This is a genomic window from Desulfurobacterium indicum (assembly GCF_001968985.1).
Lineage (GTDB): Bacteria > Aquificota > Aquificia > Desulfurobacteriales > Desulfurobacteriaceae > Desulfurobacterium_A > Desulfurobacterium_A indicum.
This window is the reverse complement of record NZ_MOEN01000006.1, coordinates 44,923-67,955: the sequence shown is the minus strand read 5'-3', so window position 1 is coordinate 67,955 and position 23,033 is coordinate 44,923. Positions and strand designations below refer to the sequence as shown.

Genomic DNA, 23,033 nt, shown 5'->3' with positions numbered 1-23,033 from the left:
GGTTTTTTCGACTCCTAAAATCTATGGGGGAGGTCGCCTCTGAAATCTTAGTGAGACACAATTGATGAAATACTACCATAAAGCACAATTTTTACTTAATTTCATACGATAGCAGCGTATAAAACAAGCTGTTTTTCTACATCCCCAATACTTGACACAAAATCCGGTTTAACTACAATTTTAGAATGAATAAAACATCAAGGAGGTTGAATGCCAGTCTACGAGTTTAAATGCGAAGATTGCGGAAAAGAGTTTGAAAAGTTTGTTATTTCAGCTTCAAAGGTAAGCGAGGTAAAGTGTCCATACTGCGGTTCTCAAAACGTTAAGAAAAAGATTTCTGCATGCGGCATAAGCGGAAGTAGCTCAAGTTCAAGTTCCACAGGTGCAACCTGTTCACCGTTTGGCTGAGGTATCTAAACGGGGGCGGTCTGCCCCTTTATCCTCTCAAAGTAGTGAATAGGATCTCCCCACTTATCAAAAACAGGTATGTATCCTGCCTTTTCTATTCTTTCTGCCATTTGAGAAACGGTTAAGTTGTTCTTGTTCTCATAAATCGAGTAAGCTTTTTTGAAATCAGACGGTGTAAAAACAGGCATAACAACGTTCGCACCGGCTATTATTCCAGTTTCAAGAGAATTTTCACATCCGGGAATGCTTTGAAGAGCAGTTGATGCAACTATGTTTACATCCTCAAGCATAATCCTGGCAAAGGCTATCATCTTTATAGAAAGCTCATAAGCCTTCCTATAAAAACTTCTCTTTTCTATCTCTTTCCTGTGCCATACGAAAAGAGGTGTATCTCTATGTTCTATGTAAGGACCCATGCCTATCATATCTATATCAAAACTTCTAAAAAATCTTAGGTCGCTGAGAAGATGTTTAATAGTCTGACCTGGAACGCCTATCATAACACCTGTACCAACCTGGTATCCTATCTCTTTAAGCCATTCGAGACACTTTAACCTTGTATCAAAAGAGTGATTTTCATCTACAGGATGAAGCTTTTCATAAAGCTCCCTATCTGAAGTTTCAATCCTCAAAAGATACCTGTGAGCACCGGCCCTAAAAAGCTCTTCGTAGTGTTCTTTTTCAAGTTCACCAAAGGATATTGTTATACCGGCACCTTTTGGCTCTTTTCCATTTTCTTCATCTATCTTTTTTGTCTCTTCTTTTATCCTTCTAACAATATTTACAAGCTTTTCAACCCATCTATCACTTTTTACTTCTCCCGATTGAAGAGCAATGGAAGAAATACCGCTCCTATATATAAAAACACCGATGACAACCGCTTCATCTTCAGATAAAGCGTACCTTTTCAATTTTGTATTGCCTTTTCTCAAACCGCAGTAATAGCAGTTTTTTGAACAGATGTTTGATATTTCAACGAGACCTCTAAAATAGACAAAATCGCCAACTTTCTGTTTTCTTATAAGGTCTGCAAGTGATATAAGAGAACCGGAGACACCATCTATTGAAAGTTCTTTAAGAATCCTATCGTCACTTATCTCCATCAAAATACCCTTTGAGAATCTTGATTATCTCTTCCGATCTATTTTCATCCATACTATCGTCAAAAATTGAAATGCCGTAGCGCTCGTTAATCTTAACCCTCTTAACGAAAGGAGAAAGCTCCATAGAAAAACCGCAAAGAAAAGACCATCGTCTGCCTAAAAGCTCACAAAGAGCTACATTAACATCCGGATATTTCTGTCTGATTTCTTTCTGAAAAACCTCAAAACGTTTTATTGCCTCTTCTTTCTCCATACTTAACTCCGTAAAAATAGGGGGGGAAATATCCCCCTAAATTATACGTAAAGGTCTCTTTCGCCGTTTTCTATTCGTTTCAGATACTCTTCAACGATTTCTCTTAACTTGGGATGATCTATAGCTTCAAGCTCTTTCTTTATAAGCTCCTCACCTACCTTCCTCGTTTCCGGAGAAGCGTAGTCAAGGAGATACTCTTTAAACGTCAAAATGGCGTTGGGCATGCAAAGGTGATGAACCTTTCCAGTTTTTGCTATATCCATAAAGTAGTTTCCTGTTCTTCCACATCTGTAGCCTGCCGTGCAGAAGCTTGTAATCCTTCCAGTGGAAGCAAGCCACCTAATACCTTCGTCAAGTGAACGGTTATCGTTAATGAGAAACTGCTGCTTTTCAGGGTCAAAGGCACCTTTACTGTAAGAACCAACACCGATGTTTGTTCCAAAATCAAGCTGAGTAACGCCAAGAGGTAGAACCTTTTCTCTTATCTCCGCAGGTTCTCTTGCCGTTAAAATCATACCTGTGTAAGGCACAGAAAGCCTTATAACTGCAACCAATTTAATGAAATCTTCGTCACTTACAAGATATTTTCTCTGCTTCTCATAGAAAGGTGTCCCGACTGCCGGCTCAAGTCTCGGGAAGGAAATTGTGTGAGGTCCAACGCCGTCAAAACGCTTTTCAAGGTCAATAGCGTGGTAGAGAAGTCCCATTACCTCAAAACGCCAGTCGTAAAGGCCGAAAAGTGCCCCTATAGCGACGTCGTCAACACCTGCTTCCTGAGCTCTGTGAAGTGCGTATAACCTCCACTGATAATTTGCTTTAAGACCTCTGTGAAGTTTCTTGTAGGTTTCGTGGTGGTATGTTTCCTGAAAAACCTGATACGTTCCAATTCCAATATCCCTTAAAAGTTCAAGATCTTCAACGCTCATAGGAGCTGCGTTAACATTTACCCTCCTAATCTCTCCGTGACCAACTTTCGTTTCATAAGTAACCTTAAGGGTCTCTGCTATAAACTTTGCATCTGAAAGGGGATGTTCACCGTAAACCATGATAAGCCTTTTGTGGCCTTGCTTAACAAGAGCTTTTACTTCCTCTCTAAGCTCATCCATTGTAAGACGTTTTCTTTTTACCTTATCGTTGGAAATTCTGTAACCGCAGTAGTCACAATCATTAACACAGTAGTTGGAAACGTAAAGGGGAGCAAAGGTTACAATTCTCCTTCCATAAACTTTCTCTTTTATCTTTCCAGCTGCTTCAAAAATCTCCTGCCATAGTTCTTCATCTTTAACGTGCAAAAGTGCCGCTGTTTCATCAGGCTCAAGTCTTTCAAGTTCAAGAGATTTTGCTATAATCTCTCTTATACGGGAAGGTTCAGGATTGCTGTTTACCTTTAATTTTTCCCATATCTCTTCATCATTGATAAAGTCTTTACCGTTTTCCATGTATTTTTCATACTGTTCCGGCTTTATAACGTTAGATATCCAGGATTTTACAGCCTCTTCGGTTAACATTTCTCTTCCTCCTTTTAATGCTGTTTCTAAAAGCCCTCAAAGCTGATGGGAAAGGTTCAAGCACCCTTTCTGCCACCCCTTGAGTGAGGGATATTGTCATCCCGTAGTTTGTTATTGGAACGCCGGCTCTTTTAGCAGCTTCTATCCTTGAAAGCATCTCTCTTCTATTTAAAGTGCATGCTCCACAGTGAACGACAACATCGTAACCGGACAAGTCCTCCGGATAACTTCTTCCTGCGTGATGGTGAAACTCTATGTCCTTTAAACCGGTAAACTGCCTTATCCAGCGGGGAATCTTAACTCTACCGATATCGTCCTCTATCGGATGGTGAGTGCAGGATTCGGCAATAAGAACCTTCGCACCTTCTTTCAAATTCTTTATTGTGGCAAGACCTTTCGCAAATTCAGTAATGTTTCCTTTATACCGTGAAAACAGAACAGAAAACGTCGTGAACTTAACATCCGGCGGAACATCGGCAGAAACCTTTAAAACCACCTGAGAATCGCAAACGACAATATCCGGCCTTTTATTTAAAACAGAAAGGATAAACGGAAGCTCCCTCTCCTTTACTACTATTGCCGTTGCATCACTATCAAGAACATTTCGTATCGTTTGAACCTGAGGCAGAATCAGCCTCCCTTTAGGTGCTTCAAGGTCTATAGGAACAACAAGGACAGCTATACCGCCGGGAGGAACAAGGTCACCTATAAGTTGCGGTTCTTTTAAAAACTCTGAAGGAACAACCTTAAGTAAAATCTCTTTGAATTTTGAAAGTGCTTCTTCCCTTGAATCGCTCTTTGCAGAAATTTGAATAACAGGCGCTTTCTCTTCAAGCTTCTTAATAAAACTTTCAGACGGTTTTGAAAAATCCACTTTATTGATAACAAAGGCAAAAGGAATCTTTTTCTCTTCAAATCTTTCAATCAACTGTTCTTCGAAATCGGTAAATCTATCAGGTTCAACAACTAAAACGGCTACATCACAACGTTTGAGTATCTCCATTGCCTTTCTTATTCTCTCTTTCCCAAGTAGAGACTCGTCATCTACACCGGCAGTATCAAGAAAAAGAACAGGGCCTATAGGGAGAATCTCCATCGCCTTCTCAACAACATCTGTTGTGGTACCTGGAATCTCGGAAACTATAGAAACCTCCTGACCGGTTAGAAGGTTTATAAGACTTGACTTACCTACATTTGTCCTGCCGAAAACGCCTATGTGAAGCCTCAGTCCTTTAGGTGTTGAATTCATCTAAAAGCTCCTCTAATTCCTCTTCATCATAACCAAGAGCATTAAGGTATTCCGGTGACAGAAGTTTTTCAACAACTTCCATCCCAAACCTCTGTGTCAGATAATCCCTGATGTTTTTCACGCCCTTCTCTTTTATCTCCTTAACTATCTCTGTCGCATTTTCATAACCTATAAGAGGCAACATAACCGTAACAAGGGAAAAGCTTTTTTCAAAGTACTCCTGGCACTTTTCGGAAATAGGCTTTATTTCAGCAACGTGCTTGGAGAGAATTTCAGAAATATTAATAAGAAGCTTTAAAGCTTCTATTAAAGAAAAAGCAAGCAGAGGCATAAACTCCACTATTTCAAAAGAGGCATGAGATGCACACTCTCTAACCGTTGAAAAATTGGCTTTAACTCTAATTGCAACCTGCGTTGCAGCTTCCATGATAACCGGATTAACTTTTCCCGGCATTATGGAAGAACCTGGCTGAACAGGTTTTAACTTTATCTCTTTCAACATATTCATGAGTCTCAAATCGTTTGCTATCTTAAAAACGTTTGATGCATATGCATCAAGAATTCCTGCTACTTCTACAAAGTCGTCAGCAAAAGCGGTGACAGAAACAGGATTTTCATGCCTTGATATATTCAAACCTGTAAGCTCTCTCAAAACTTCTATAATTTCAAAAATATAATCTCTTGGAGCTGCCAAACCGGTACCAATGGCAGTCCCACCGATATTAAGTATCCTTATTCTCTCCATAGCCTTCCATATACGCCATCTATCCCTGGAAATAGCGTCAGCATACCCGGAAAACTCTCTGCCAAGCGTTATGGGAACAGCTTCCTGAAGCTCTGTCCTGCCTATTTTTACAATAGAAGCAAACTCCTTCTCTTTCTTTTGAAGGCTCCCCTGAAACTCAGCAACCTTTTCACTGAGTTCCTTCAAAAGAAAGAGAGAAGCAATCTTAAGGGCCGTTGGATACGTATCATTTGTCGATTGATGAAGATTTACATGTTCAAGGGGATGAACGGGAAAATATTTTCCCTTTTCACTGCCCAAAATTTCATTTGCCCTGTTAGCTATAACTTCATTTACGTTCATGTTTGTAGAAGTGCCTGCACCACCTTGAAAGGCATCAACTATAAAATCCTCTTTGAATTTACCTTCAAGAACTTCATCACACGATTTAACTATTGCATTAACAATCTCTTCTTCTAAATAGCCAAGTCTTCCGTTTACAATAGCAGCAGCTTTTTTAACGAAAGCAAACCCCTGTATAAGCTCAAAAGGAACTTTATATCCTGAAATAGGAAAATTCCCCGCCGCCCGGGCGGTGTGAGCACCATAATACCGGTCAGCGGGGATAGATACCTCTCCCAAAAAGTCTCTTTCAATGCGAAATTTCATTAGTGGTGATGTCCCTCCGGAATATCTTTTGGAAGGTCTATTTCAACAATTTCATTTTTAACCCACTTAGGGTTGTGATGAGCTGCAACTTCTATAGGTACGGTTCCAGGACCAAATCTAAACATTGCCTTAACATCATCAGGGTGAATAAGAGCAAGGGGAACGTGACCGAATGTTGCCATTGCACTGACAAGAATAGAACCCCAAACGTGAACATAAAACATAACGGTAAATAAACCTTTCCCAAGAGCATGTTTAAAGAGAAAGAGTCCCCATCCTGTTACGATAAGAATCGCAACAAAGAACACAAACATGGGATAACTTAACTTCTGACCTGCGTTGTACTTACCTTGAGGTGCTACCTCTTCAGGACCAAAAGGAATTCCAAGCATCCTCGGATAACCGCCAAAGTTCTTAAACCAGGCAAACGTATCCTTGTCCCATGTAAATAGTCTATCAAGCATCATATAGAATCTATGAGGGGTAATAAATACAAAAGCTATGAAGTTAAGCGTAAAAATGACAGCCGTATAGATGTGAATCTTCATCATTAGAGCCATAGTCTGCGGAGAAGCAAGCTTAAAGTAAGCTATTAAACCTGTGATAAGAAGAATATACCAGGTTACAGCGTTAACGTTGTGAAAAATCTTATTCGGAAGAGGAAACTTTAGAACTTTATTCATGTAATCATTAGCCATGATACACCTCCCCTTTTGCTTTGGCTAATTGCCATCTTTCATAATAATGATGCGTATGGAGAAGGTGATGGGATTTCTCACTTAACGGATATTCTCCAAACTCTTCGTAATACTTTTTAACTGTCGGGTTCTCTTGAGAAGCGGCAAGTCCTTCTCTTTGGTGAATCTTATCATCTTCGTAAAGACCATCTTGCCTTGATGTAATATAGTCATGCCTTTTACCGTAAAAGTAACCTATAACCGCTTTTCCAAAAGCCACAAACGCAGCAAGGATACCTGTTACCTTTAAAAATCCCCTTCTGGAAACAACCATAGAAGCGGGACCTTCTTCATACTTGTAAGGTAACCTCTTCATTCTTTCTTACCTCCCTCAAATTTAAATACTATTTCCTACTTCTTTTGGAATTGGGAAAAGCCCATCAATCCAGCCTGTTCCCATACCATTAACAGGTTGTCCTCCTCCGTCAACACATCCACCTGGACAGTTCATAACCTCTATCCAGTGATATTTGGAGCTTCCATCAAGAACTTCTTTTACTATCTGCGGAAGATGATTTCTGTTTCCATTCACAACACAAACTTGAAGATCAAAAGTTTTTCCTCCAAGTAACTTAACAGGAATAGGAATAACAGCCTCTCTAATACCTGTTGTATAACCACGAACAGGATAGATATCCCACTTTGGAGGCTCTTCACCTGAAAGAACAAAGTAAGCCATACGAAGAGCCGCTTCTGTAACACCACCAGATGTTCCAAAAATTGTTCCACCACCGGTATATATTTCAGTAGGCTCAGGATTTTCAATCTTTTCAGGCATTTCAAGAGGATTAATACCGTTTCTTCTGAGAAGCTCTGCCATATCCCTTGTCGTAAGAACAGCATCAACATCAGGAAACGGAGGTGTATCTTCCGGAATCTTACCGTTTTCTTTCAGGTACTCATAAGCAGACTTAAACTCGGGCCTTGAAGCCTCAAAAATCTTTGATGTACAAGGCATTACTGTAACGTTATAGACTTTTCTCGGATCAACTTTCCATACATCTAATGCAGCCCAGGTTTTGGCAGATGGACCAAAAATTTGCTGCGGAGATTTAGTTCCTGAAACATGAGGACGAACGGCAGGTGCATAAAGTTCCATCCACCTTATCCATCCCGGGCAACAGCTTGTAAAGTGTGGAAGAGGATGGTGTTCACACCATTCGAGATTAATCGTTACTGGCTCAATCCCAAGAGCCTTTGCCATTTCTTCATCAATTTCCCACTTTTTCAAACCAACAACATGATAAAGAACCTTACAGATAAACTCCATTCCTTCTTCCCAGATTGTCTGGTCAGCAGCAAGGTTGATATCATAGATTTTTACGTTGTTTCCAAGCTTTTTAAAGGCATTGTACATTCTACCCACAGTAAGCTCTCCTGTTTTACCACCAAACTCTTCTGCGAGAGCCACCCTCACTGCCGGGGCAGGTGCAAAAACAACTACTGTGTTTGGATCTTTTAACCTGGCAGAAACCTCATCAATTTGAGACATCTGCTCAATAGCCTGAAAAGGACAGTTAACAAGGCACTGACCACAGGCTATACAGCGGTCAACATCAATAGAATGAGGTTCTCCAAGCTTTCCATTGATGGCGTCAGCTGGACAGTGAGGCCTACAGGTATCACATGCCACACACCTGTCAGTATTAATTTTGATGATACCTTTCAGCTCTCCCGGAAGGTATGTTCCTCCCCCCTTTCTGGCATCTTTCGGCGGGGCGAAGGTTCTTATTTTCTTCGTACCAAATAAAGACATCCCTTTTACCTCCCTATTATAGGTTAGTATTACCGAGATGTAGTTTAGTAAAATTAAATTGTGATGTCAAGAGGTATTTGCAGCAAATACAGCATAAAAATTACGTAGAATATTAACACTACTAGATAAAAAAAGAAACTTATGTAAAATAATTTTTATTAGCAAATGAATGTGAAAATTTTTTCGAACTGGACTGAAACAACGTTTTTACTTAAAATATAAAGTCATACCATAGGTTAAAAGAGACAACAATGGATAAGTCCAAAAGAAAATTAACACCTGCTCTTAAACAATACCTTGAAATTAAAGAGCAATACAAAAATACTCTTTTAATGTTCCGTATGGGAGATTTCTACGAACTTTTCTTTGAAGATGCCAAAATAGCTGCTAAAGAACTTGAAATAACGTTAACATCACGAGGTTTCGGAAAGTCTGCCGAAAAAGTTCCCATGTGTGGTGTCCCTTATCACAGTGTCGAACCATACATAGAAAAACTGGTAAGAAAAGGATACAAAGTTGCTATTTGTGAACAGATGGAAGAACCAAAACCGGGTAAAAAAGTCGTAAAAAGAGAAGTTGTAAGAATTGTTACACCCGGAACGTACTTTGAAGATGAAAAAGAAGACCGTTTTCTCATGGCAATTTATCCTGAAGGAAAGAACTTTGGCATCTCATGGACTGAGCTTTCCACCGGAGACCTATTTTTTACGACAACAGACAAAGATGGTCTTCTTAATATAATAAGCAAATTTAAACCTAAAGAGCTCATCGTTCCAGAGAAACTTAAAGCGCTTTTCAAAGAGGTAAAAAGTCTATCTCCTGAAACATTTTTCCAAACAAAAGAAGAATCCTATTTCAAAGATGAAGAAACAATAATTACGGAACGCAAAGGAGAAGTAAAAAGTCTTTCTGCACTTAAAAAATTCATAGAAGAAACACAAATTGAATTCATACCAAAGCTCAAACGACCAAAGAGATACTCCGAAGATTCATTTATGTACATTGATCCCCACACCTGCAGAAGTCTTGAAATTGTTGAATCAATGAATAATAGCAGAAAAGAATACTCACTATTTGGCATCCTTGACAAAACACTAACAGGAATGGGAAGAAGATTCTTAAAATTCTCTTTACTTCATCCCTTAAAAGAAAAGGAAGAGATAGAGGCAAGACTCGATAGCGTAGAAGAGTTAATGAACTCGTTTCTCATAGCTGAATCAATAGGCGATATTCTGAAAAATGTATATGACATAGAAAGACTGCTTTCTAAAATAACTTCTGGAGTCGCCTCACCAAAAGATTTAGCAGCCCTTCGCCGCTCTATTAAAGACCTTCCAGAACTAAAAAAACACCTCCTATCCATGTCATCAAAACTTTTAAAAAGCCTTGGAAAAGATTTAGATACATTAGAAGACATCTATTGCGAACTTGAAAGAACAATAGTGGAAAATCCACCTTTTTCATCCAGAGAAGGCGGAATAATAAAAAGAGGTGTTAATAAAGAATTAGATGAACTAAAAACCATTCTTGAAGAAGGTGAGGAGATAATTAAAAAAATTGAAGAGCGGGAAAAGAAAAGAACAGGCATTTCAAGTCTAAAAATCAAATTCAACAATGTTTTTGGCTATTACATAGAGGTTTCAAAAGCAAATCTCCATCTTGTCCCTGACGACTACATGCGAAGACAGACCCTCGTAAACGCTGAACGATTCATAACACCCGAACTAAAAGAGTTTGAAGAAAAAATCCTATCGGCGAAAGAGAAGGTAGAAAAGCTGGAATATACAATATTTGTAAACATAAGAAAGTTTATAACCCAAAATACAGAAAGAATTCAGCATACGGCAGAAATAATCGGCAAAATTGACTTTTTACTATCTCTTGCAAAAGTGGCAGTTGAGAGAGGATACACAAAACCAGAGATAGACAATAGTTATAACCTGAAAATAGAAGAAGGGAAACACCCTGTTTTAGAAAAATTTTTGGAAGAAGACTTTATCTCGAATTCCGTTAACCTCACCAAAGACAAATCCTTTGCCATTGTAACAGGGCCAAACATGGGCGGTAAATCGGTATTTTTAAGACAGACCGCTCTAATAACACTAATGGCACAAATAGGCTCATTTGTTCCAGCCAAAAAAGCAAAAATCGGAGTTGTAGATAGAATCTTTTCCCGCGTCGGCGCTTCAGACAATTTAAGCAGAGGTCTTTCAACGTTTATGATGGAAATGGTGGAAACAGCAAACATCCTTCACAATGCCACGGAAAAAAGCCTTCTTATTTTAGATGAAATCGGAAGGGGTACAAGCACATACGACGGCATGAGTATAGCAAGAGCCGTCGTTGAATACATAACTGCGAAAATAGGCGCAAAGACCCTCTTTGCCACCCACTACCACGAACTTACAGAACTTGAAAAAGAGATAGACAGCGTATTTAATTTACACGTCAGCGTGAAAGAGATAAACGGAAAAATTGTATTCACTCATAAAGTTCTGCCCGGAATTTCTGAAAAATCATACGGAATTCATGTTGCAGAACTGGCAGGACTACCGGAATCTGTCATAGAAAGAGCCAGGGAAATTTTGATATCTATCGAAGAAAAAAATCAATTAAAAGAACTGGAACTTCCGATATTTAATATACAAAAGGAAGAAAAGAGAAAAATAGAACAAACTATTACAGAATCAGAAAGTGAACTGATTAAAGAACTTGAAAGCATAGATATATCAACCACAACTCCACTTGACGCTTTAATGATACTTGCAAGGCTTAAAAAGATGATAAAAAAGGTTTAAAGAATGGAAGTAAAAGTCACAAATGAACACAATAAAAAGAGACTCGATGTTTTTCTTTCCAACATCGCAGATATCTCACGAAACCAGGCAAAACTTCTTATAGAAGATGGAGAAGTAAGTGTAAACGGAAAAATCATAAAAAAACCTTCATACAAGGTTAAAGAGGACGATATTGTAAATTTCGAAATACCAGAACCGGTGCCGTTAAACGTAGAACCTGAAAACATACCTGTTGAAATCGTTTACGAAGATAAAGACGTTGTAGTTGTCAACAAACCGGCGGGCATGGTAGTTCACCCTGCACCGGGACACTATACAGGAACCCTTGTTAATGCTATCCTATATCATTGTAAAGATCTTCAAGGTATAAATGGAACAATCAGACCAGGAATAGTCCACAGAATAGACAAAGACACGGCCGGTCTCTTAGTAATTGCAAAAAACGACAATGCCCTAAACAGCCTGATAGAACAGTTTAAAAGGAGAAGTGTCGGAAGATTTTACAGAGCTTTCGTACACGGAATAGTAAAAAAAGATAAAGAAAGAATCGTTCTACCAATAGGAAGAGATAAATTTAACCGAAAGAAGTTCTCCCCAAATACAACCTCGCCAAAAGAGGCCATAACCAACTATCAGGTAATCAACAAATTTGAAAAACTTAACTTTACAGACATAAGGTGCAAGTTAGAAACAGGAAGAACTCATCAGATAAGAGTTCACATGTCTCATCTCGGACACCCGCTCCTGGGTGACGAAATCTACGGGTTTAAACTATCAAGGATAAAAGATGAAACACTTAGAAAACATATAAAAGAAATGAATATGCATGCTCTATGCGCATACTACCTTGCATTTGATCATCCATCAACTAAAAAAAGAATGGAGTTTGAAATTGATCTACCTGAAGGAATGAAAAAAATTCTCGACTATGCAAAAAAGGAGAGATGATATATAATTATAATTGATATTGATATATACAAGTGCGAATAAAGGAGATTCTGGATTTTTCATCTAAAGCTTTTAAAATAATAAAATAGAATTTTAAAACTGAGAGAGAAAAATGAGCAACGGTAAAGGTATCCTCGTTTTTGCTAACAAATACTCAAAAGAAGAAATAAAAAATCTTATATCAAAACTTGATAACTACGATTTTATATGCGGCATGACAACTGCCGCTTCAATAGAGGGCAGTACTATACTAAATGAATCGGTAAAATCGGTTTTTCCTCTTAAAAGCCTCGAATATCTACTTATAGAAGAGAACAACCTATCAAAAGAACATGCAACAAAAACAGCAACAAAACTTAAAAGCTTCAAACCAAAAGCAATAATAACACTGGTCAGCGATCTTGATGGAAATATTGAAGAATATCTAAATCAATTTGGCAGAATATACCCAGAAGCTCCGATGGTAGGTGGTGTAGCTTCCAACCCAAAAGGCTTTGTAAATACATTCGTCTTCACGAAGAACCGTGTCATATCCGAAGGAATCGTATTCCTGGCAATAAAAGGAGAAAGCATTGAAACCTTCAGAGACTATGCATTCGGATGGAAACACCTTGAAAAAAAGTTTAAAATAACAAAAGCTTTCAAAAACAGAATCTATGAAATAGAAGATAAACCAGTCATAGAATTCTACCGTCACTATCTGGGAGACATGTTCTTAAAAAATCTCGAAGCTGTTACACTATGTTTTCCCCTTATGGTAAGGAGAATGGGCACCCTTGTTGCAAGAGCCTGTATAAGAATAAACGAGGACGAATCAATGTCTTACACCGGAAATTTCCGTGAAGGCGAATATGCCTATTTCGGAGTGGGAGGCGAAAGAAAAATTCTCCTTGCATCACGGAACCTATGGTGGCAAATGACAAAATTCTCTCCTGATAAAGTAATACTTTTTTCATGTCTTGGCAGAAAAAGCTTTCTCGGAAGAAAAACACTTATAGAAATATCTCCATTTGAATCCATAGGAGAAACAACCGGCGGATTTGTATTCGGAGAAATATTTGGAAGAAAAAAACCGATACTATTGAACCACACCCTAACAGCCATAGGAATAAAATACAAAGATGAAAAAAGAAAAGGCAGAAACTTTAAAAAATTCTGTCTATATCACCAGAAAACAGAAAGTGATATTCAACATGTGATAATAGAAATGCTCATCCACCTTGCCAACACTGTTATGAAAGAGCTGGAAAAGAAAAACAGAGAAATCAAAAAACTGGCTGATACAGACGGTCTAACCGGCATATACAACAGAAGGAAAATCTTAGAAGAACTGGAAAAAGAGATAATTAGAACACAAAGATACGGCAATCCCCTCTCCGTAATTATTTTTGATGTAGATCTTTTCAAAGAAGTAAATGATACATACGGACATCTAATGGGAGATAAAATTCTAAGAGAAATAGTTCAAATAATTAAGAAGAATATAAGAAGACCAGACATCTTCGGGAGATACGGGGGTGAAGAATTTTTAATTATTCTTCCAGAAACAGACATAACAGGCGGTGTAAAATTTGCTGAAAAATTGAGAAAACTAATAGAAAATCACACATTCCCAATAGACAGAAAAATAACAATATCTCTTGGAGTGGCAGAGTATAAATACGGAGACACCGTAGATACTCTCCTGGCAAGAGCAGATAAAGCTCTATACATGGCGAAAGAATCGGGACGAAACAAGGTGTGTAAATTAAGCTGAAGTTTCTGTGATAAAATAAGTATCTGCAAACTTTCCTTACGTTTTAATTCAGGAGGCAATTCAAAAAATGGAACAGATTATTCCTATTCCTATAGAAGAAGAAATGCGGCAATCTTACCTAGATTACGCAATGAGCGTAATCGTAGGAAGGGCTCTTCCGGACGTAAGAGACGGATTAAAACCAGTTCACCGCAGAATACTCTATTCCATGTACCAGCTCAACCTATATCCTGAAAAACCTTACAAAAAAAGTGCAAGAATCGTTGGCGAATGTCTTGGTAAATTTCACCCCCACGGCGATAGCGCTGTCTATGATGCGCTCGTAAGAATGGCACAGGACTTTTCCATGAGGTATCCCCTGATAGATGGTCAGGGAAACTTTGGCTCTATAGACGGCGACAGTGCCGCTGCAATGAGATACACCGAAGCAAGACTTGCGAAAATCTCAATGGAACTTTTAAAAGACATAGAAAAAGATACTGTTGATTTTAGACCAAACTTTGACGAAAGTTTAACGGAACCGGAAGTCCTGCCTGCAAGATTTCCAAACCTTTTAGTAAACGGAAGTTCTGGAATTGCGGTAGGTATGGCAACAAACATTCCACCGCATAACCTGACAGAGGTATGTCAGGCAATCAAATATTTAGTCGACCACGAAAATACGACTATCGACGAGCTTCTCAAATTTGTAAAAGGTCCCGACTTTCCGACAGGCGCTGAGATAATAAACCCTGAAGCAATAAAAAGAATCTACCAAACAGGTAGAGGAAGTGTTACACTAAGAGCAAAACATACGATAGAAGAACTAAAAAAGAGAACAGCCATTATAATAACAGAACTTCCGTATCAGGTAAACAAAGCTTCACTAATAAAACACATAGCCGAACTTGTAAAAGAGAAGAAGATAGAAGGAATCGCAGATATAAGAGACGAATCAGACAGAGAAGGAATACGCGTAGTAATTGAACTGAAAAGGGATTCAACTCCTGAAGTTGTTTTAAACAAACTTTATAAATTTACGCCTATTCAAACAAACTTTAACTTCAACATGATAGCTCTTGTCAACGGTCAACCTAAACTTCTCAACCTAAAAACCTATCTGACAGAATTTATAAAGTTTAGAAGAGAAGTTATCCTAAGACGTACTGCATACGAACTCCGAAAAGCGGAAGCGAGACTCCACATACTGGAAGGATTGAGAATTGCCCTTGAAAACATAGATAGAATTGTGGCCATCGTTAAAGGCGCAGAAAATCCAGAAGTTGCAAGAAACGAGCTCCAGAAAGAGTTTGGACTCTCCGAAAAGCAGGCAAAAGCCATACTCGATATGAAACTTCAAAGACTTACGGGCCTTGAAAGAGAAAAGATAGAAGAAGAATACGCAAAACTCAAAAAGGATATTGAATATTACCACTTCGTAATAGAATCAGACGAAGAACAAAAAAGACTCATAAAAGAAGATATGGATGACATCATTAAACATTACGGTGATGAAAGAAAAACAAAAATAGTCTCTAAAGATGCAGAAATCGACATAGAATCAATGATAGAAGATGAAGAAGTTGTCATCTTCCTCACTCACAAAGGATTTGTAAAAAGAGTATCTGCAAGCACTTACAGAACGCAGGGAAGAAGCGGCACAGGCATAAAAGGGATAAAAACAAGAGAAGACGACTTTGTAAAAGAGATAATAACAGCTTCATCCCTTGACTATCTACTTGTATTTACAAACAGAGGAAGAGTTTACTGGTTGAAAGCTTACGAAATTCCAAAATCAGAAAGAGCTACAAGAGGGCAGTCAATCAGAAGTCTTTTACAGGGACTTTCAGGAAATGAAAACGTATCAAAAATAATTCCGGTAAAAGACTTTAACGAAAATCTTGACCTTTTCTTTGTTACTGTAAAAGGCTACGTAAAAAGAACTAAACTTTCAGACTTTTCCCACCCCCGTTCAACAGGCATAACAGCAATAAACATGGAACCTGGAGACAGGCTTATATATATCGGAACTGTTTCAGAAAAAGATAATGTAATATTAATATCACGAAAAGGAAGAGCCATAAGATTCCACGTTCAAGATGTAAGACAGATGGGAAGAGCCGCAAGAGGCGTAAGAGGAATGTTACTCGACAAAGATGACGATGCAGTTGTAGCTGCCACAGTGATACATCCCGACGACCGATACCTTTTGATTGTAACCGAAAAAGGTTACGGAAAACGCGTTCTCATATCCGAATTTCCAATACAGAGAAGAGGCGGAAAAGGCGTTATAGCAGCAAAGCTTAACGAAAAAACCGGAAAAATAGCCGATGCAATAACGCTAAAAGACGATGAAAACATCGTTATCGTCTCCAAAAAAGGAAAAGTGATAAAGATAAACGCAGGAAGCATAAGCATAATAGGTAGACATACAAGAGGCGTAAGAGTCCAGAGACTTTCTGATGATGATAGCGTAGTTGCAGTATCAAAGGTAGAGGAGGAAGTCGAAAATGCTTGATATAAAAGAGATCCGGAAAAATCCTGAAAAGATAAAAGAGAAACTCTCTCTAAGAAATCCGGAACTTTCAAAGAAATTAGATGCTCTACTTAAAATAGACAGAAAGAGAAGAGAAATAATAACCGAACTCGAATCCTTAAAGGCTTTAAGAAATAAACTTTCAAAAGAGATAGGCACACTTTACAGAGAGAAAAAAATCGACGAAGCCAACCTTAAAAAGAAGCAGGCTGAAGAAGCTTCCGCAAAGAGCAAAGAACTGGAAGAAGTTTTAAAAAATGTTGAAGCTGAATTTAACAAGCTAATTCTGGCAATCCCGAATATTCCCCACGAAACAGTGCCTGTTGGAAAAGACGAAACAGAAAACGTTACTGTCAGATACTGGGGAGAAAAGCCTGAATTTGACTTTGAGCCCGTCCCTCACTGGAATATAGCTGAAAAACTTGACATATTAGATTTTGAAAGAGCAACAAAACTCGCAGGTTCACGCTTCGTCATTTATAAAAATTGGGGAGCAAAGTTAGAAAGGGCTCTGATAAACTTCATGCTTGATCTTCACACAGAAGAGCATGGCTACGAAGAGATAATTCCTCCTTTCATGGTAAACACAAAAACACTCATAGGGACAGGCCAACTTCCAAAATTCGCAGAAGACCTTTACAAAATAGAGGGTGAAGATTTATGGCTGATACCTACAGCTGAAGTTCCTCTTACAAACATCCATGCAGGAGAAATCCTGCCAGAGAAAGAACTGCCAAAATACTACACAGCATACACTCCGTGTTTTCGAAAAGAAGCCGGATCTCATGGAAAAGATGTAAGAGGAATAATGAGACTCCACCAGTTCAACAAGGTAGAGCTTGTTAAAATTGTCCATCCTGATGAATCTTACAAAGAACTGGAAAAACTTGTAAACGAAGCTGAAAAAGTTCTTCAACTCCTTAACCTTCATTACAGAGTCGTTGCTCTGTGCACCGGAGACCTCGGATTCTCAGCAGCAAAAACTTATGATATAGAAGTATGGATTCCCTCGCAGAACAGATACAGAGAAATCTCTTCATGCAGCAACTGTGAGGATTTTCAGGCAAGAAGAGCAATGATAAAATTTAGAGACAAAGAGGGAAAAACAAGATTCGTTCACACTTTGAACGGTTCAGGTCTTGCCGTTGGAAGAACAGTAATAGCAATACTTGAACAGTACCAACAGAAGGACGGCTCAGTCATAATTCCTGACGTTCTCAGAAAATATCTGAAAAAAGACGTTATAGAACCTTAATTATGTAAGGGGGTTGCCCCCCACATAATCAAAGCATTGAAATGGAAGTTAAGAAAAGAACAAGAAGATAAACACCGAAAATCGCAAAGAAAAGATTTCTTAAAGTATTATCCTGAACTTTTTCCATAATCTGCCTCCCTTAAACGTCTTACTTTCTTGAACTCCTCTTCAAACTTCTCTCTTCTTAAAAACACAGAAACAAAATGTCCAACAAAACCTTTCAAGGTTGCCATTGCACCAAGTAGAAGAATTAACCTGTCAATGTAGTAAGCAGTTCCTGTAAGGTTTCCAAACTTGAGAAAAACAGCCGCAACTATCAAAACCGGAAATCCAAAAATAAAAAAGTAAGTAAAGTAAGAAATGGCCGTAAATGAAAGCTCTTTCTTATATTTCTTTTCCAGATGCTTCCGGACATCTTTAAATGACAATCCCTGATCCAAAAGCTCCTCTATATCTCTATTCAGCCCTTTCATACACAACCTCAAAAGGTTAAGTGGAAGTTAGAGGGTTACCCCTCTAACTTCGCCTGAGCTATTTTAATCGTTGCCATAGTGAGCACTACATACCAGATAATAGCAAGAACAAACCACATAGTTACCTCCGGTATTAATAAAGTTCTGCTTCTTCACCTTCGGCCTTAAGCTCTCTTTCAAGGCTTTCCGGAGAAATCTTAAAGAGGAAGATTCTATAAGCCCAAACCTGATAGGCAATAACGATAGGAACAAAAATGAGCGCTGCTATAAGCATAACAGTGAGAGTCAAAGTGCTTGAAGCAGCGTTGTAAACGGTAATGCTGTTTTCAACACCAAGAGATGACGGAACCATAAACGGATAAGCACCAATAGCAGCACCAAGTGTTGCAAAAGCAACCGTTAAAGCAGAGAATAGAAAAGCCCTTTTCCCGTCAGACTTCTGAACGAAAAAGAAATAAAGAACTGCACAAACAACTGCTGCAATAATCATAAGAATCTCAAGTGGCATGCTTCTGAAAAGTGCATGCTCTATAACTCCATTGTTTATGTGAGGTTTTATAGCCTCTACAAGATTTTGAGGAAGTCCTAAAAATGAAAGTTTTGAAGCATCGCCAATTTTGAAAGATATCGTATAACCGAAACCAAGACAAAGAACGTAGAAAACGACAAAAGCAAACCAGAGCTTTGTAGCCACTGACTTTGCTCTTTCCGTTATAGTCCCTTCTGTTTTCCAGAGAAGCCATGAAACACCGTGAAGCGTAAAGAAAAGGAATGTCGTTACACCAACAATTAGTCCGTAAAGGCCGTGAGTTGTAAACGGATTGATAAGATTCAGAAAGCTAACAGGGAACTTTTCAGCGTACACAAAACCAGAAAGTGAATCACCTCTTGTTAAACTGTTAATTATTGGCAGTCCGGCGAGAACATTACCAATTGCAACCCCCACCAAAAGAGCAGGAGCTGCACTTCCAAAAAACACCATCCAATCCCAGAAGTTTCTCCATGATGGATTTTCCTCTTTACTTCTAAATTCAAAAGCACACGCCCTCATTATCAGCGCAACAAGAACAACAAAAAGTGCTATGTATAAAGAACTAAACAGTGCAGCATAAAGTTCCGGAAACGCAGCAAAAACTGCCGCACCTGCAGTAATGAGCCACACCTCATTTCCGTCCCATACAGGACCAATAGAGTTAAGCATTGTTCTTCTTTCAACGTCATTTTTCGCAATAAACGGATGCAAAATACCAACCCCAAAATCGAAACCGTCTGTTACAAGGTAGGCGATAATAAGCACCCCTACAAGTAAAAACCAGATTGATTGTAAATCAAAATTCATAGCTACACCTCCGCCAGATTAATGATTTTCAGGTGCTTTTGAAGCATATTTTGCAAGGAGGTAAAAGTCTGCAATCGCAAGACCTGTAAATATCACGAGGAAAATCACATAACTTGTGAGAATCTCAAAGTTAGTAATTTTTGAAACGGCTTCTGCCGTTTTAAGTGCCACTGAAGTATTGTCCTTCCAGTTAAGAGGATAGACTATCCACGGTTGTCTTCCTACCTCTGCCATAGCCCAACCAAGCCAGTTTGCTATGTAGGGCAGCGGCAAAGAGAACAAAGCAATTTTAAGATATGTCTTGCTGTTTTCCAGATTCTTAAACTTTAAAAGTCCAACAGCAAAGAGAAGAACAAAGAACATCCCGAGATATATCATGAGGTGGAATGACCAGAAAGTAATGTTTACAGGAGGAATGTAGTTGCCAGGACCCCAAACTTTTTCAAACTCCTTTTGAAGATCTTTAAGACCCTTCACCTCAGCAGATGGCGAATTGTATAGCATCATACTGAGTGATCCCGGAATTGAAGGAATTTCAAAAACGTTGCGCTGACCTTTCTGATCTGCCCAGGCAGCAATCGCAATGGCAGGACCTTTCTTCGTCTCCCACAGAGCTTCGGCAGCTGCTATTTTTGTGGGCTGAACTTTTGCAACTTCTATTGTATGAACGTGTCCTATACCCATCTCTGCAACAGAAGCCATTAAACCAAACACGATAGCGATAAAAGCTGACTTTTTAAAGAGATCGATATTGTTTCCTTTGAGAAGGTGATAAGCACTAATGCTCAAAACAAAAATTGCAGAAAGGATAAACCCAGCCGTTATCGTATGCATAAACTTTGTATCGGCAACTGGATTTAAAACGATGCTTGCAAAATTTGTAAGAACGGCTTTTTTCCCTGCAAGACCTTCAACAAGTTTTGAACCAACAGGATGCTGCATCCAGCCGTTCGCAACAAGAATCCAGAAAGCAGATATGTTACTACCGATAGCTGTAAGCCACGCAGCTAATAGGTGAACTTTTTGGGGTACTCTATCCCATCCAAAGATAAGAATACCTATGAAAGTTGATTCCAAGAAAAATGCCATCAATCCTTCAAAAGCAAGCGGAGCACCGAAAATGTCACCTACAAAACGGGAATAGACAGACCAGTTCATACCAAATTCAAATTCGTGGACAATACCTGTTGCCACACCGATAGCAAAGTTAATGGCAAAAAGTTTTGTCCAGAATTTCGCCATCTCTTTGTAAGTTTCATTTCCCGTTTTGTAATAAATGGTGAGCATAATCGCAATAAGCGTTGAAAGACCAAGCGTAAGAGGGACAAAAATAAAGTGAAAAAAGGCTGTCATCGCAAACTGCAGACGGGATAGCGTCAGGAGAAAGTCCATCTTATCCTCCTTGGAGTTTGTTGTAATCTCAATTTTTTGCTCTTTAAAGCAAAGAGAGATGGGAGTTTAGTTCCCATCTCTCTTTATTAAGTTCTAATAACCTTTTACTCTGAAAGAATTTCATCGATGGTTACCACACTTCCAACATTACCCGCAATGTCCGGACCGGGCTTGAGTGTCGTCTTGCCAGGTCTCCAGTTTGCAGGACAAGCTTCATCAGGATGTTCATAAACATACTTCCATGCATCAAGCTGTCTGAGAAGTTCCTTAACGCTCCTACCAACCGGTGGATTGAGAACCTCTTCGGCAACAATCACCCCGTCAGGATTGATGATAAATCTTCCCCTTCTTGCAATACCTGCATCTTCCATGTAAACGCCATACTTTCTTGCTGTTTCTCCTGTCGGATCAGCAGCAAGAAGAAACTTAACATCTTTCATAAGAGGCTCTACCTTGCAGAAAATCTGGTGACTAAACACCGTATCTGTTGAGATTGCGATTACTTCAGCACCACGCTTCTTAATCTCTTCGTGCATAGCTGCGACCGCAGCCAATTCCGTTGGTCAGACAAATGTGAAATCTGCCGGATAGAAGCATACAATCAGAAACTTACCATCATTGTTAGGAACATAATCGGCAAGCTTTACTGATGTGTAGCTGTCTGTTGTTGGGTCATACGCCTGAAGCTCAAACTCAGGAGCTTTCTGTCCTACCAGAGCCATACTCCACCTCCTTATTGGTAATAAGAATTATTTGCAATAGAAATATTAGTAAAAGAGCAAATCAATGTCAATATACTTTTCAACATTTTTACTTCCCAAAAAATTCCAAATCCCCTTTTCATAACCCCTTCTTTAAAATTATTTTAAATATTCCCCGCTCTATCATGATTTTCAAGAAGCTTCACTATATTAATATATCCTTTCATCGCAGCAATGGAAAGAGGAGTAAGACCCTTTTTCGTTTTAAGATTAGCATCGGCTCCCGATTCAAGCAACAATTTCACAATCCTGTAACTACCATTTTTAGCCGCAAGGTAAAGAGGCGTCTCTCCTGCTTTATTCTGAACATTCACATCGGCACCATTTGACAATAAAAATTTAACCATGTTAACCTTGTTCATATAGACAGCATAATGTAACGGCGTGTTGCCTGCTTTATTTCTAACATTAATATCTGCCCCTTTTTGTAAAAGAAGCTTAACAATACTTATTTCTCCCTCTCCAGCAGCAAAATGGATCGGCTTTTCACCAAGAGCGGTTCCAAGAAAAATATTAGCCCCGTTATCAATAAGAAATACAGCTATCTTGCCTCTGTGCTTCATTATAGCTTTCAAAAGTGGAGTCCAGCCATGAACATCTTTCTCGTTCACGTTAGCTCCATGATTTACAAGAATCTTAACAACATCAAAGTTTCCCTTATAAACAGCAAAATGGAGAGGTGTAAAGCCCATAAAATTCTTAGCATTTACATTGGCTCCAGCAGAAATCAGGAAATTTAAAATTTCAGGATAATCCTTTATAGAAGCATAATGAATCGGTTGATAACCACCTGAGTTTTTACAATTAACATCAGCCCCCTTTTTTATGAGGTACTTAACAACATCAAAATTACCGTTCAAAACCGCTCTATGAAGCGGTGTAAATCCAAGACGATCACGGCTATTTACATCAGCACCTTTTTCTACAATAATTTTCAAAGAATCAATGGCATCGTTTTCTGCAGCAAAATGGATAGGAAGGTAACCTTGTGAATCCCTAAGATTAAGATCTGCTCCGTGATCCAACAAAAATCGAACGATTCTTGACTCATCAAGAGCCACCGCATAATCAAGTGGCGTCATTCCCTTAGCATCACGAACATTTACATCAAAACCACTTGAAACAAGCTTCTTTACTTCATTAAAATCGTTTCTCAACACCGCTTCATGCAGAGGTGTTTTCCTTAAATGAGCAGTTTCTCTTAAAAACATGCCCCTGTAAATCTCAAGGTTAGAAACAGCCCCATAACTTCCGGTTGTAAAAATCAATAAAATTGCAGTAATACTAAGAAGTTTCCTCACTTTCACCTCTTTTTTGAAAAAGATTATCATTAGCATAACTCTTAAAAGAAACTCTGTCAAGAAAATTAACTACAAATTTTTGACAAAC

At 38.7% G+C, this 23,033-nt stretch carries 19 protein-coding genes; 6 read left to right on the top strand and 13 right to left on the bottom strand.

Features of this window, described 5'->3' with window-relative positions:
* Nucleotides 1-210 precede the first annotated feature (210 nt).
* A complete protein-coding gene (locus tag BLW93_RS02715; RefSeq protein WP_076712579.1) occupies nt 211-408 on the top strand; it encodes an FmdB family zinc ribbon protein in 198 nt (65 codons plus the stop codon).
* Nucleotides 409-413: 5 nt separating this feature from the next.
* Here BLW93_RS02715 and hydE read toward each other — a convergent pair whose 3' ends face one another.
* Genes hydE through BLW93_RS02675 form a run of 8 tightly spaced genes read right to left on the bottom strand, consistent with a single transcriptional unit; the run spans nt 414 to nt 8,407 of the window.
* Complete coding sequence (gene hydE, locus BLW93_RS02710) at nt 414-1,511, bottom strand: [FeFe] hydrogenase H-cluster radical SAM maturase HydE (protein ID WP_076712578.1); 1,098 nt, start codon at nt 1,509-1,511, stop codon at nt 414-416.
* A complete protein-coding gene (locus tag BLW93_RS02705; protein ID WP_076712577.1) occupies nt 1,498-1,764 on the bottom strand; it encodes a hypothetical protein in 267 nt (88 codons plus the stop codon). The genes hydE and BLW93_RS02705 overlap by 14 nt, the downstream gene beginning before the upstream one ends.
* Before the next feature lie 41 nt (nt 1,765-1,805).
* The gene (hydG, locus tag BLW93_RS02700) at nt 1,806-3,272 is read right to left on the bottom strand and encodes a [FeFe] hydrogenase H-cluster radical SAM maturase HydG (RefSeq protein WP_078058087.1); all 1,467 of its coding nucleotides are present in this window, start codon (nt 3,270-3,272) and stop codon (nt 1,806-1,808) included.
* The gene (hydF, locus tag BLW93_RS02695) at nt 3,235-4,521 is read right to left on the bottom strand and encodes a [FeFe] hydrogenase H-cluster maturation GTPase HydF (protein ID WP_076712576.1); all 1,287 of its coding nucleotides are present in this window, start codon (nt 4,519-4,521) and stop codon (nt 3,235-3,237) included. Before hydF ends, hydG begins: the two co-directional genes overlap by 38 nt.
* Nucleotides 4,505-5,914, bottom strand: a complete 1,410-nt coding sequence (locus tag BLW93_RS02690; RefSeq protein WP_076712575.1) for an aspartate ammonia-lyase — start codon at nt 5,912-5,914, stop codon at nt 4,505-4,507. Before BLW93_RS02690 ends, hydF begins: the two co-directional genes overlap by 17 nt.
* Nucleotides 5,914-6,612, bottom strand: coding sequence for a cytochrome b/b6 domain-containing protein (locus BLW93_RS02685; RefSeq protein ID WP_076712574.1), 699 nt, complete (start codon nt 6,610-6,612; stop codon nt 5,914-5,916). The genes BLW93_RS02690 and BLW93_RS02685 overlap by 1 nt, the downstream gene beginning before the upstream one ends.
* Nucleotides 6,605-6,967 carry an iron hydrogenase small subunit gene (locus BLW93_RS02680; RefSeq protein WP_076712573.1) on the bottom strand — a complete coding sequence of 121 codons (363 nt, stop codon included), beginning with the start codon at nt 6,965-6,967 and terminating at the stop codon, nt 6,605-6,607. Before BLW93_RS02680 ends, BLW93_RS02685 begins: the two co-directional genes overlap by 8 nt.
* Before the next feature lie 21 nt (nt 6,968-6,988).
* Complete coding sequence (locus BLW93_RS02675) at nt 6,989-8,407, bottom strand: [Fe-Fe] hydrogenase large subunit C-terminal domain-containing protein (RefSeq protein WP_076712572.1); 1,419 nt, start codon at nt 8,405-8,407, stop codon at nt 6,989-6,991.
* 251 nt (nt 8,408-8,658) lie between these two features.
* Between BLW93_RS02675 and mutS the strand changes: the two genes are divergently transcribed.
* The 5 genes from mutS (at nt 8,659) to serS (ending at nt 17,679) form a co-directional block, all read left to right on the top strand.
* The gene (mutS, locus tag BLW93_RS02670; RefSeq protein ID WP_076712571.1) at nt 8,659-11,205 is read left to right on the top strand and encodes a DNA mismatch repair protein MutS; all 2,547 of its coding nucleotides are present in this window, start codon (nt 8,659-8,661) and stop codon (nt 11,203-11,205) included.
* A 3-nt stretch (nt 11,206-11,208) separates the two neighbouring features.
* A complete protein-coding gene (locus BLW93_RS08890) occupies nt 11,209-12,153 on the top strand; it encodes an RluA family pseudouridine synthase (protein ID WP_076712570.1) in 945 nt (314 codons plus the stop codon).
* A gap of 112 nt (nt 12,154-12,265) precedes the next feature.
* Entirely contained in the window at nt 12,266-13,909 is a 1,644-nt protein-coding gene (locus BLW93_RS02660; RefSeq protein WP_076712569.1) for a sensor domain-containing diguanylate cyclase, read from the top strand.
* Nucleotides 13,910-13,976: 67 nt separating this feature from the next.
* Nucleotides 13,977-16,406 (top strand): DNA gyrase subunit A, encoded by a 2,430-nt coding sequence (gyrA, locus tag BLW93_RS02655; RefSeq protein WP_076712568.1) that lies wholly within the window; start codon nt 13,977-13,979, stop codon nt 16,404-16,406.
* Nucleotides 16,399-17,679 (top strand): serine--tRNA ligase, encoded by a 1,281-nt coding sequence (serS, locus tag BLW93_RS02650; protein ID WP_076712567.1) that lies wholly within the window; start codon nt 16,399-16,401, stop codon nt 17,677-17,679. Before gyrA ends, serS begins: the two co-directional genes overlap by 8 nt.
* 107 nt (nt 17,680-17,786) lie before the next feature.
* On the opposite strand, the gene BLW93_RS02645 is transcribed toward serS, so the two are convergent.
* From BLW93_RS02645 to BLW93_RS02625, 5 genes are all read right to left on the bottom strand, one after another.
* Entirely contained in the window at nt 17,787-18,152 is a 366-nt protein-coding gene (locus tag BLW93_RS02645; RefSeq protein ID WP_076712566.1) for a hypothetical protein, read from the bottom strand.
* 133 nt (nt 18,153-18,285) lie between these two features.
* Complete coding sequence (gene cydB, locus BLW93_RS02640) at nt 18,286-19,491, bottom strand: cytochrome d ubiquinol oxidase subunit II (protein ID WP_076712565.1); 1,206 nt, start codon at nt 19,489-19,491, stop codon at nt 18,286-18,288.
* Nucleotides 19,492-19,509: 18 nt separating this feature from the next.
* Nucleotides 19,510-20,883: a cytochrome ubiquinol oxidase subunit I gene (locus BLW93_RS02635; protein ID WP_076712564.1), complete on the bottom strand. Its 1,374-nt coding sequence runs from the start codon at nt 20,881-20,883 to the stop codon at nt 19,510-19,512.
* 104 nt (nt 20,884-20,987) lie between these two features.
* Nucleotides 20,988-21,605, bottom strand: coding sequence for a peroxiredoxin (locus BLW93_RS02630; RefSeq protein ID WP_078058086.1), 618 nt, complete (start codon nt 21,603-21,605; stop codon nt 20,988-20,990).
* 143 nt (nt 21,606-21,748) lie between these two features.
* Nucleotides 21,749-22,945 carry an ankyrin repeat domain-containing protein gene (locus BLW93_RS02625; RefSeq protein WP_158025371.1) on the bottom strand — a complete coding sequence of 399 codons (1,197 nt, stop codon included), beginning with the start codon at nt 22,943-22,945 and terminating at the stop codon, nt 21,749-21,751.
* Between the last annotated feature and the right edge of the window lie 88 nt (nt 22,946-23,033).

What these genes read in the sequence shown, in the direction of transcription:
- BLW93_RS02715 (WP_076712579.1), top strand. Translation starts at nt 211, where the DNA reads ATGCCAGTCTACGAGTTTAAATGCGAAGATTGCGGAAAAGAGTTTGAA.
- hydE (WP_076712578.1), bottom strand. Translation starts at nt 1,511, where the DNA reads ATGGAGATAAGTGACGATAGGATTCTTAAAGAACTTTCAATAGATGGT.
- BLW93_RS02705 (WP_076712577.1), bottom strand. Translation starts at nt 1,764, where the DNA reads ATGGAGAAAGAAGAGGCAATAAAACGTTTTGAGGTTTTTCAGAAAGAA.
- hydG (WP_078058087.1), bottom strand. Translation starts at nt 3,272, where the DNA reads ATGTTAACCGAAGAGGCTGTAAAATCCTGGATATCTAACGTTATAAAG.
- hydF (WP_076712576.1), bottom strand. Translation starts at nt 4,521, where the DNA reads ATGAATTCAACACCTAAAGGACTGAGGCTTCACATAGGCGTTTTCGGC.
- BLW93_RS02690 (WP_076712575.1), bottom strand. Translation starts at nt 5,914, where the DNA reads ATGAAATTTCGCATTGAAAGAGACTTTTTGGGAGAGGTATCTATCCCC.
- BLW93_RS02685 (WP_076712574.1), bottom strand. Translation starts at nt 6,612, where the DNA reads ATGGCTAATGATTACATGAATAAAGTTCTAAAGTTTCCTCTTCCGAAT.
- BLW93_RS02680 (WP_076712573.1), bottom strand. Translation starts at nt 6,967, where the DNA reads ATGAAGAGGTTACCTTACAAGTATGAAGAAGGTCCCGCTTCTATGGTT.
- BLW93_RS02675 (WP_076712572.1), bottom strand. Translation starts at nt 8,407, where the DNA reads ATGTCTTTATTTGGTACGAAGAAAATAAGAACCTTCGCCCCGCCGAAA.
- mutS (WP_076712571.1), top strand. Translation starts at nt 8,659, where the DNA reads ATGGATAAGTCCAAAAGAAAATTAACACCTGCTCTTAAACAATACCTT.
- BLW93_RS08890 (WP_076712570.1), top strand. Translation starts at nt 11,209, where the DNA reads ATGGAAGTAAAAGTCACAAATGAACACAATAAAAAGAGACTCGATGTT.
- BLW93_RS02660 (WP_076712569.1), top strand. Translation starts at nt 12,266, where the DNA reads ATGAGCAACGGTAAAGGTATCCTCGTTTTTGCTAACAAATACTCAAAA.
- gyrA (WP_076712568.1), top strand. Translation starts at nt 13,977, where the DNA reads ATGGAACAGATTATTCCTATTCCTATAGAAGAAGAAATGCGGCAATCT.
- serS (WP_076712567.1), top strand. Translation starts at nt 16,399, where the DNA reads ATGCTTGATATAAAAGAGATCCGGAAAAATCCTGAAAAGATAAAAGAG.
- BLW93_RS02645 (WP_076712566.1), bottom strand. Translation starts at nt 18,152, where the DNA reads ATGAAAGGGCTGAATAGAGATATAGAGGAGCTTTTGGATCAGGGATTG.
- cydB (WP_076712565.1), bottom strand. Translation starts at nt 19,491, where the DNA reads ATGAATTTTGATTTACAATCAATCTGGTTTTTACTTGTAGGGGTGCTT.
- BLW93_RS02635 (WP_076712564.1), bottom strand. Translation starts at nt 20,883, where the DNA reads ATGGACTTTCTCCTGACGCTATCCCGTCTGCAGTTTGCGATGACAGCC.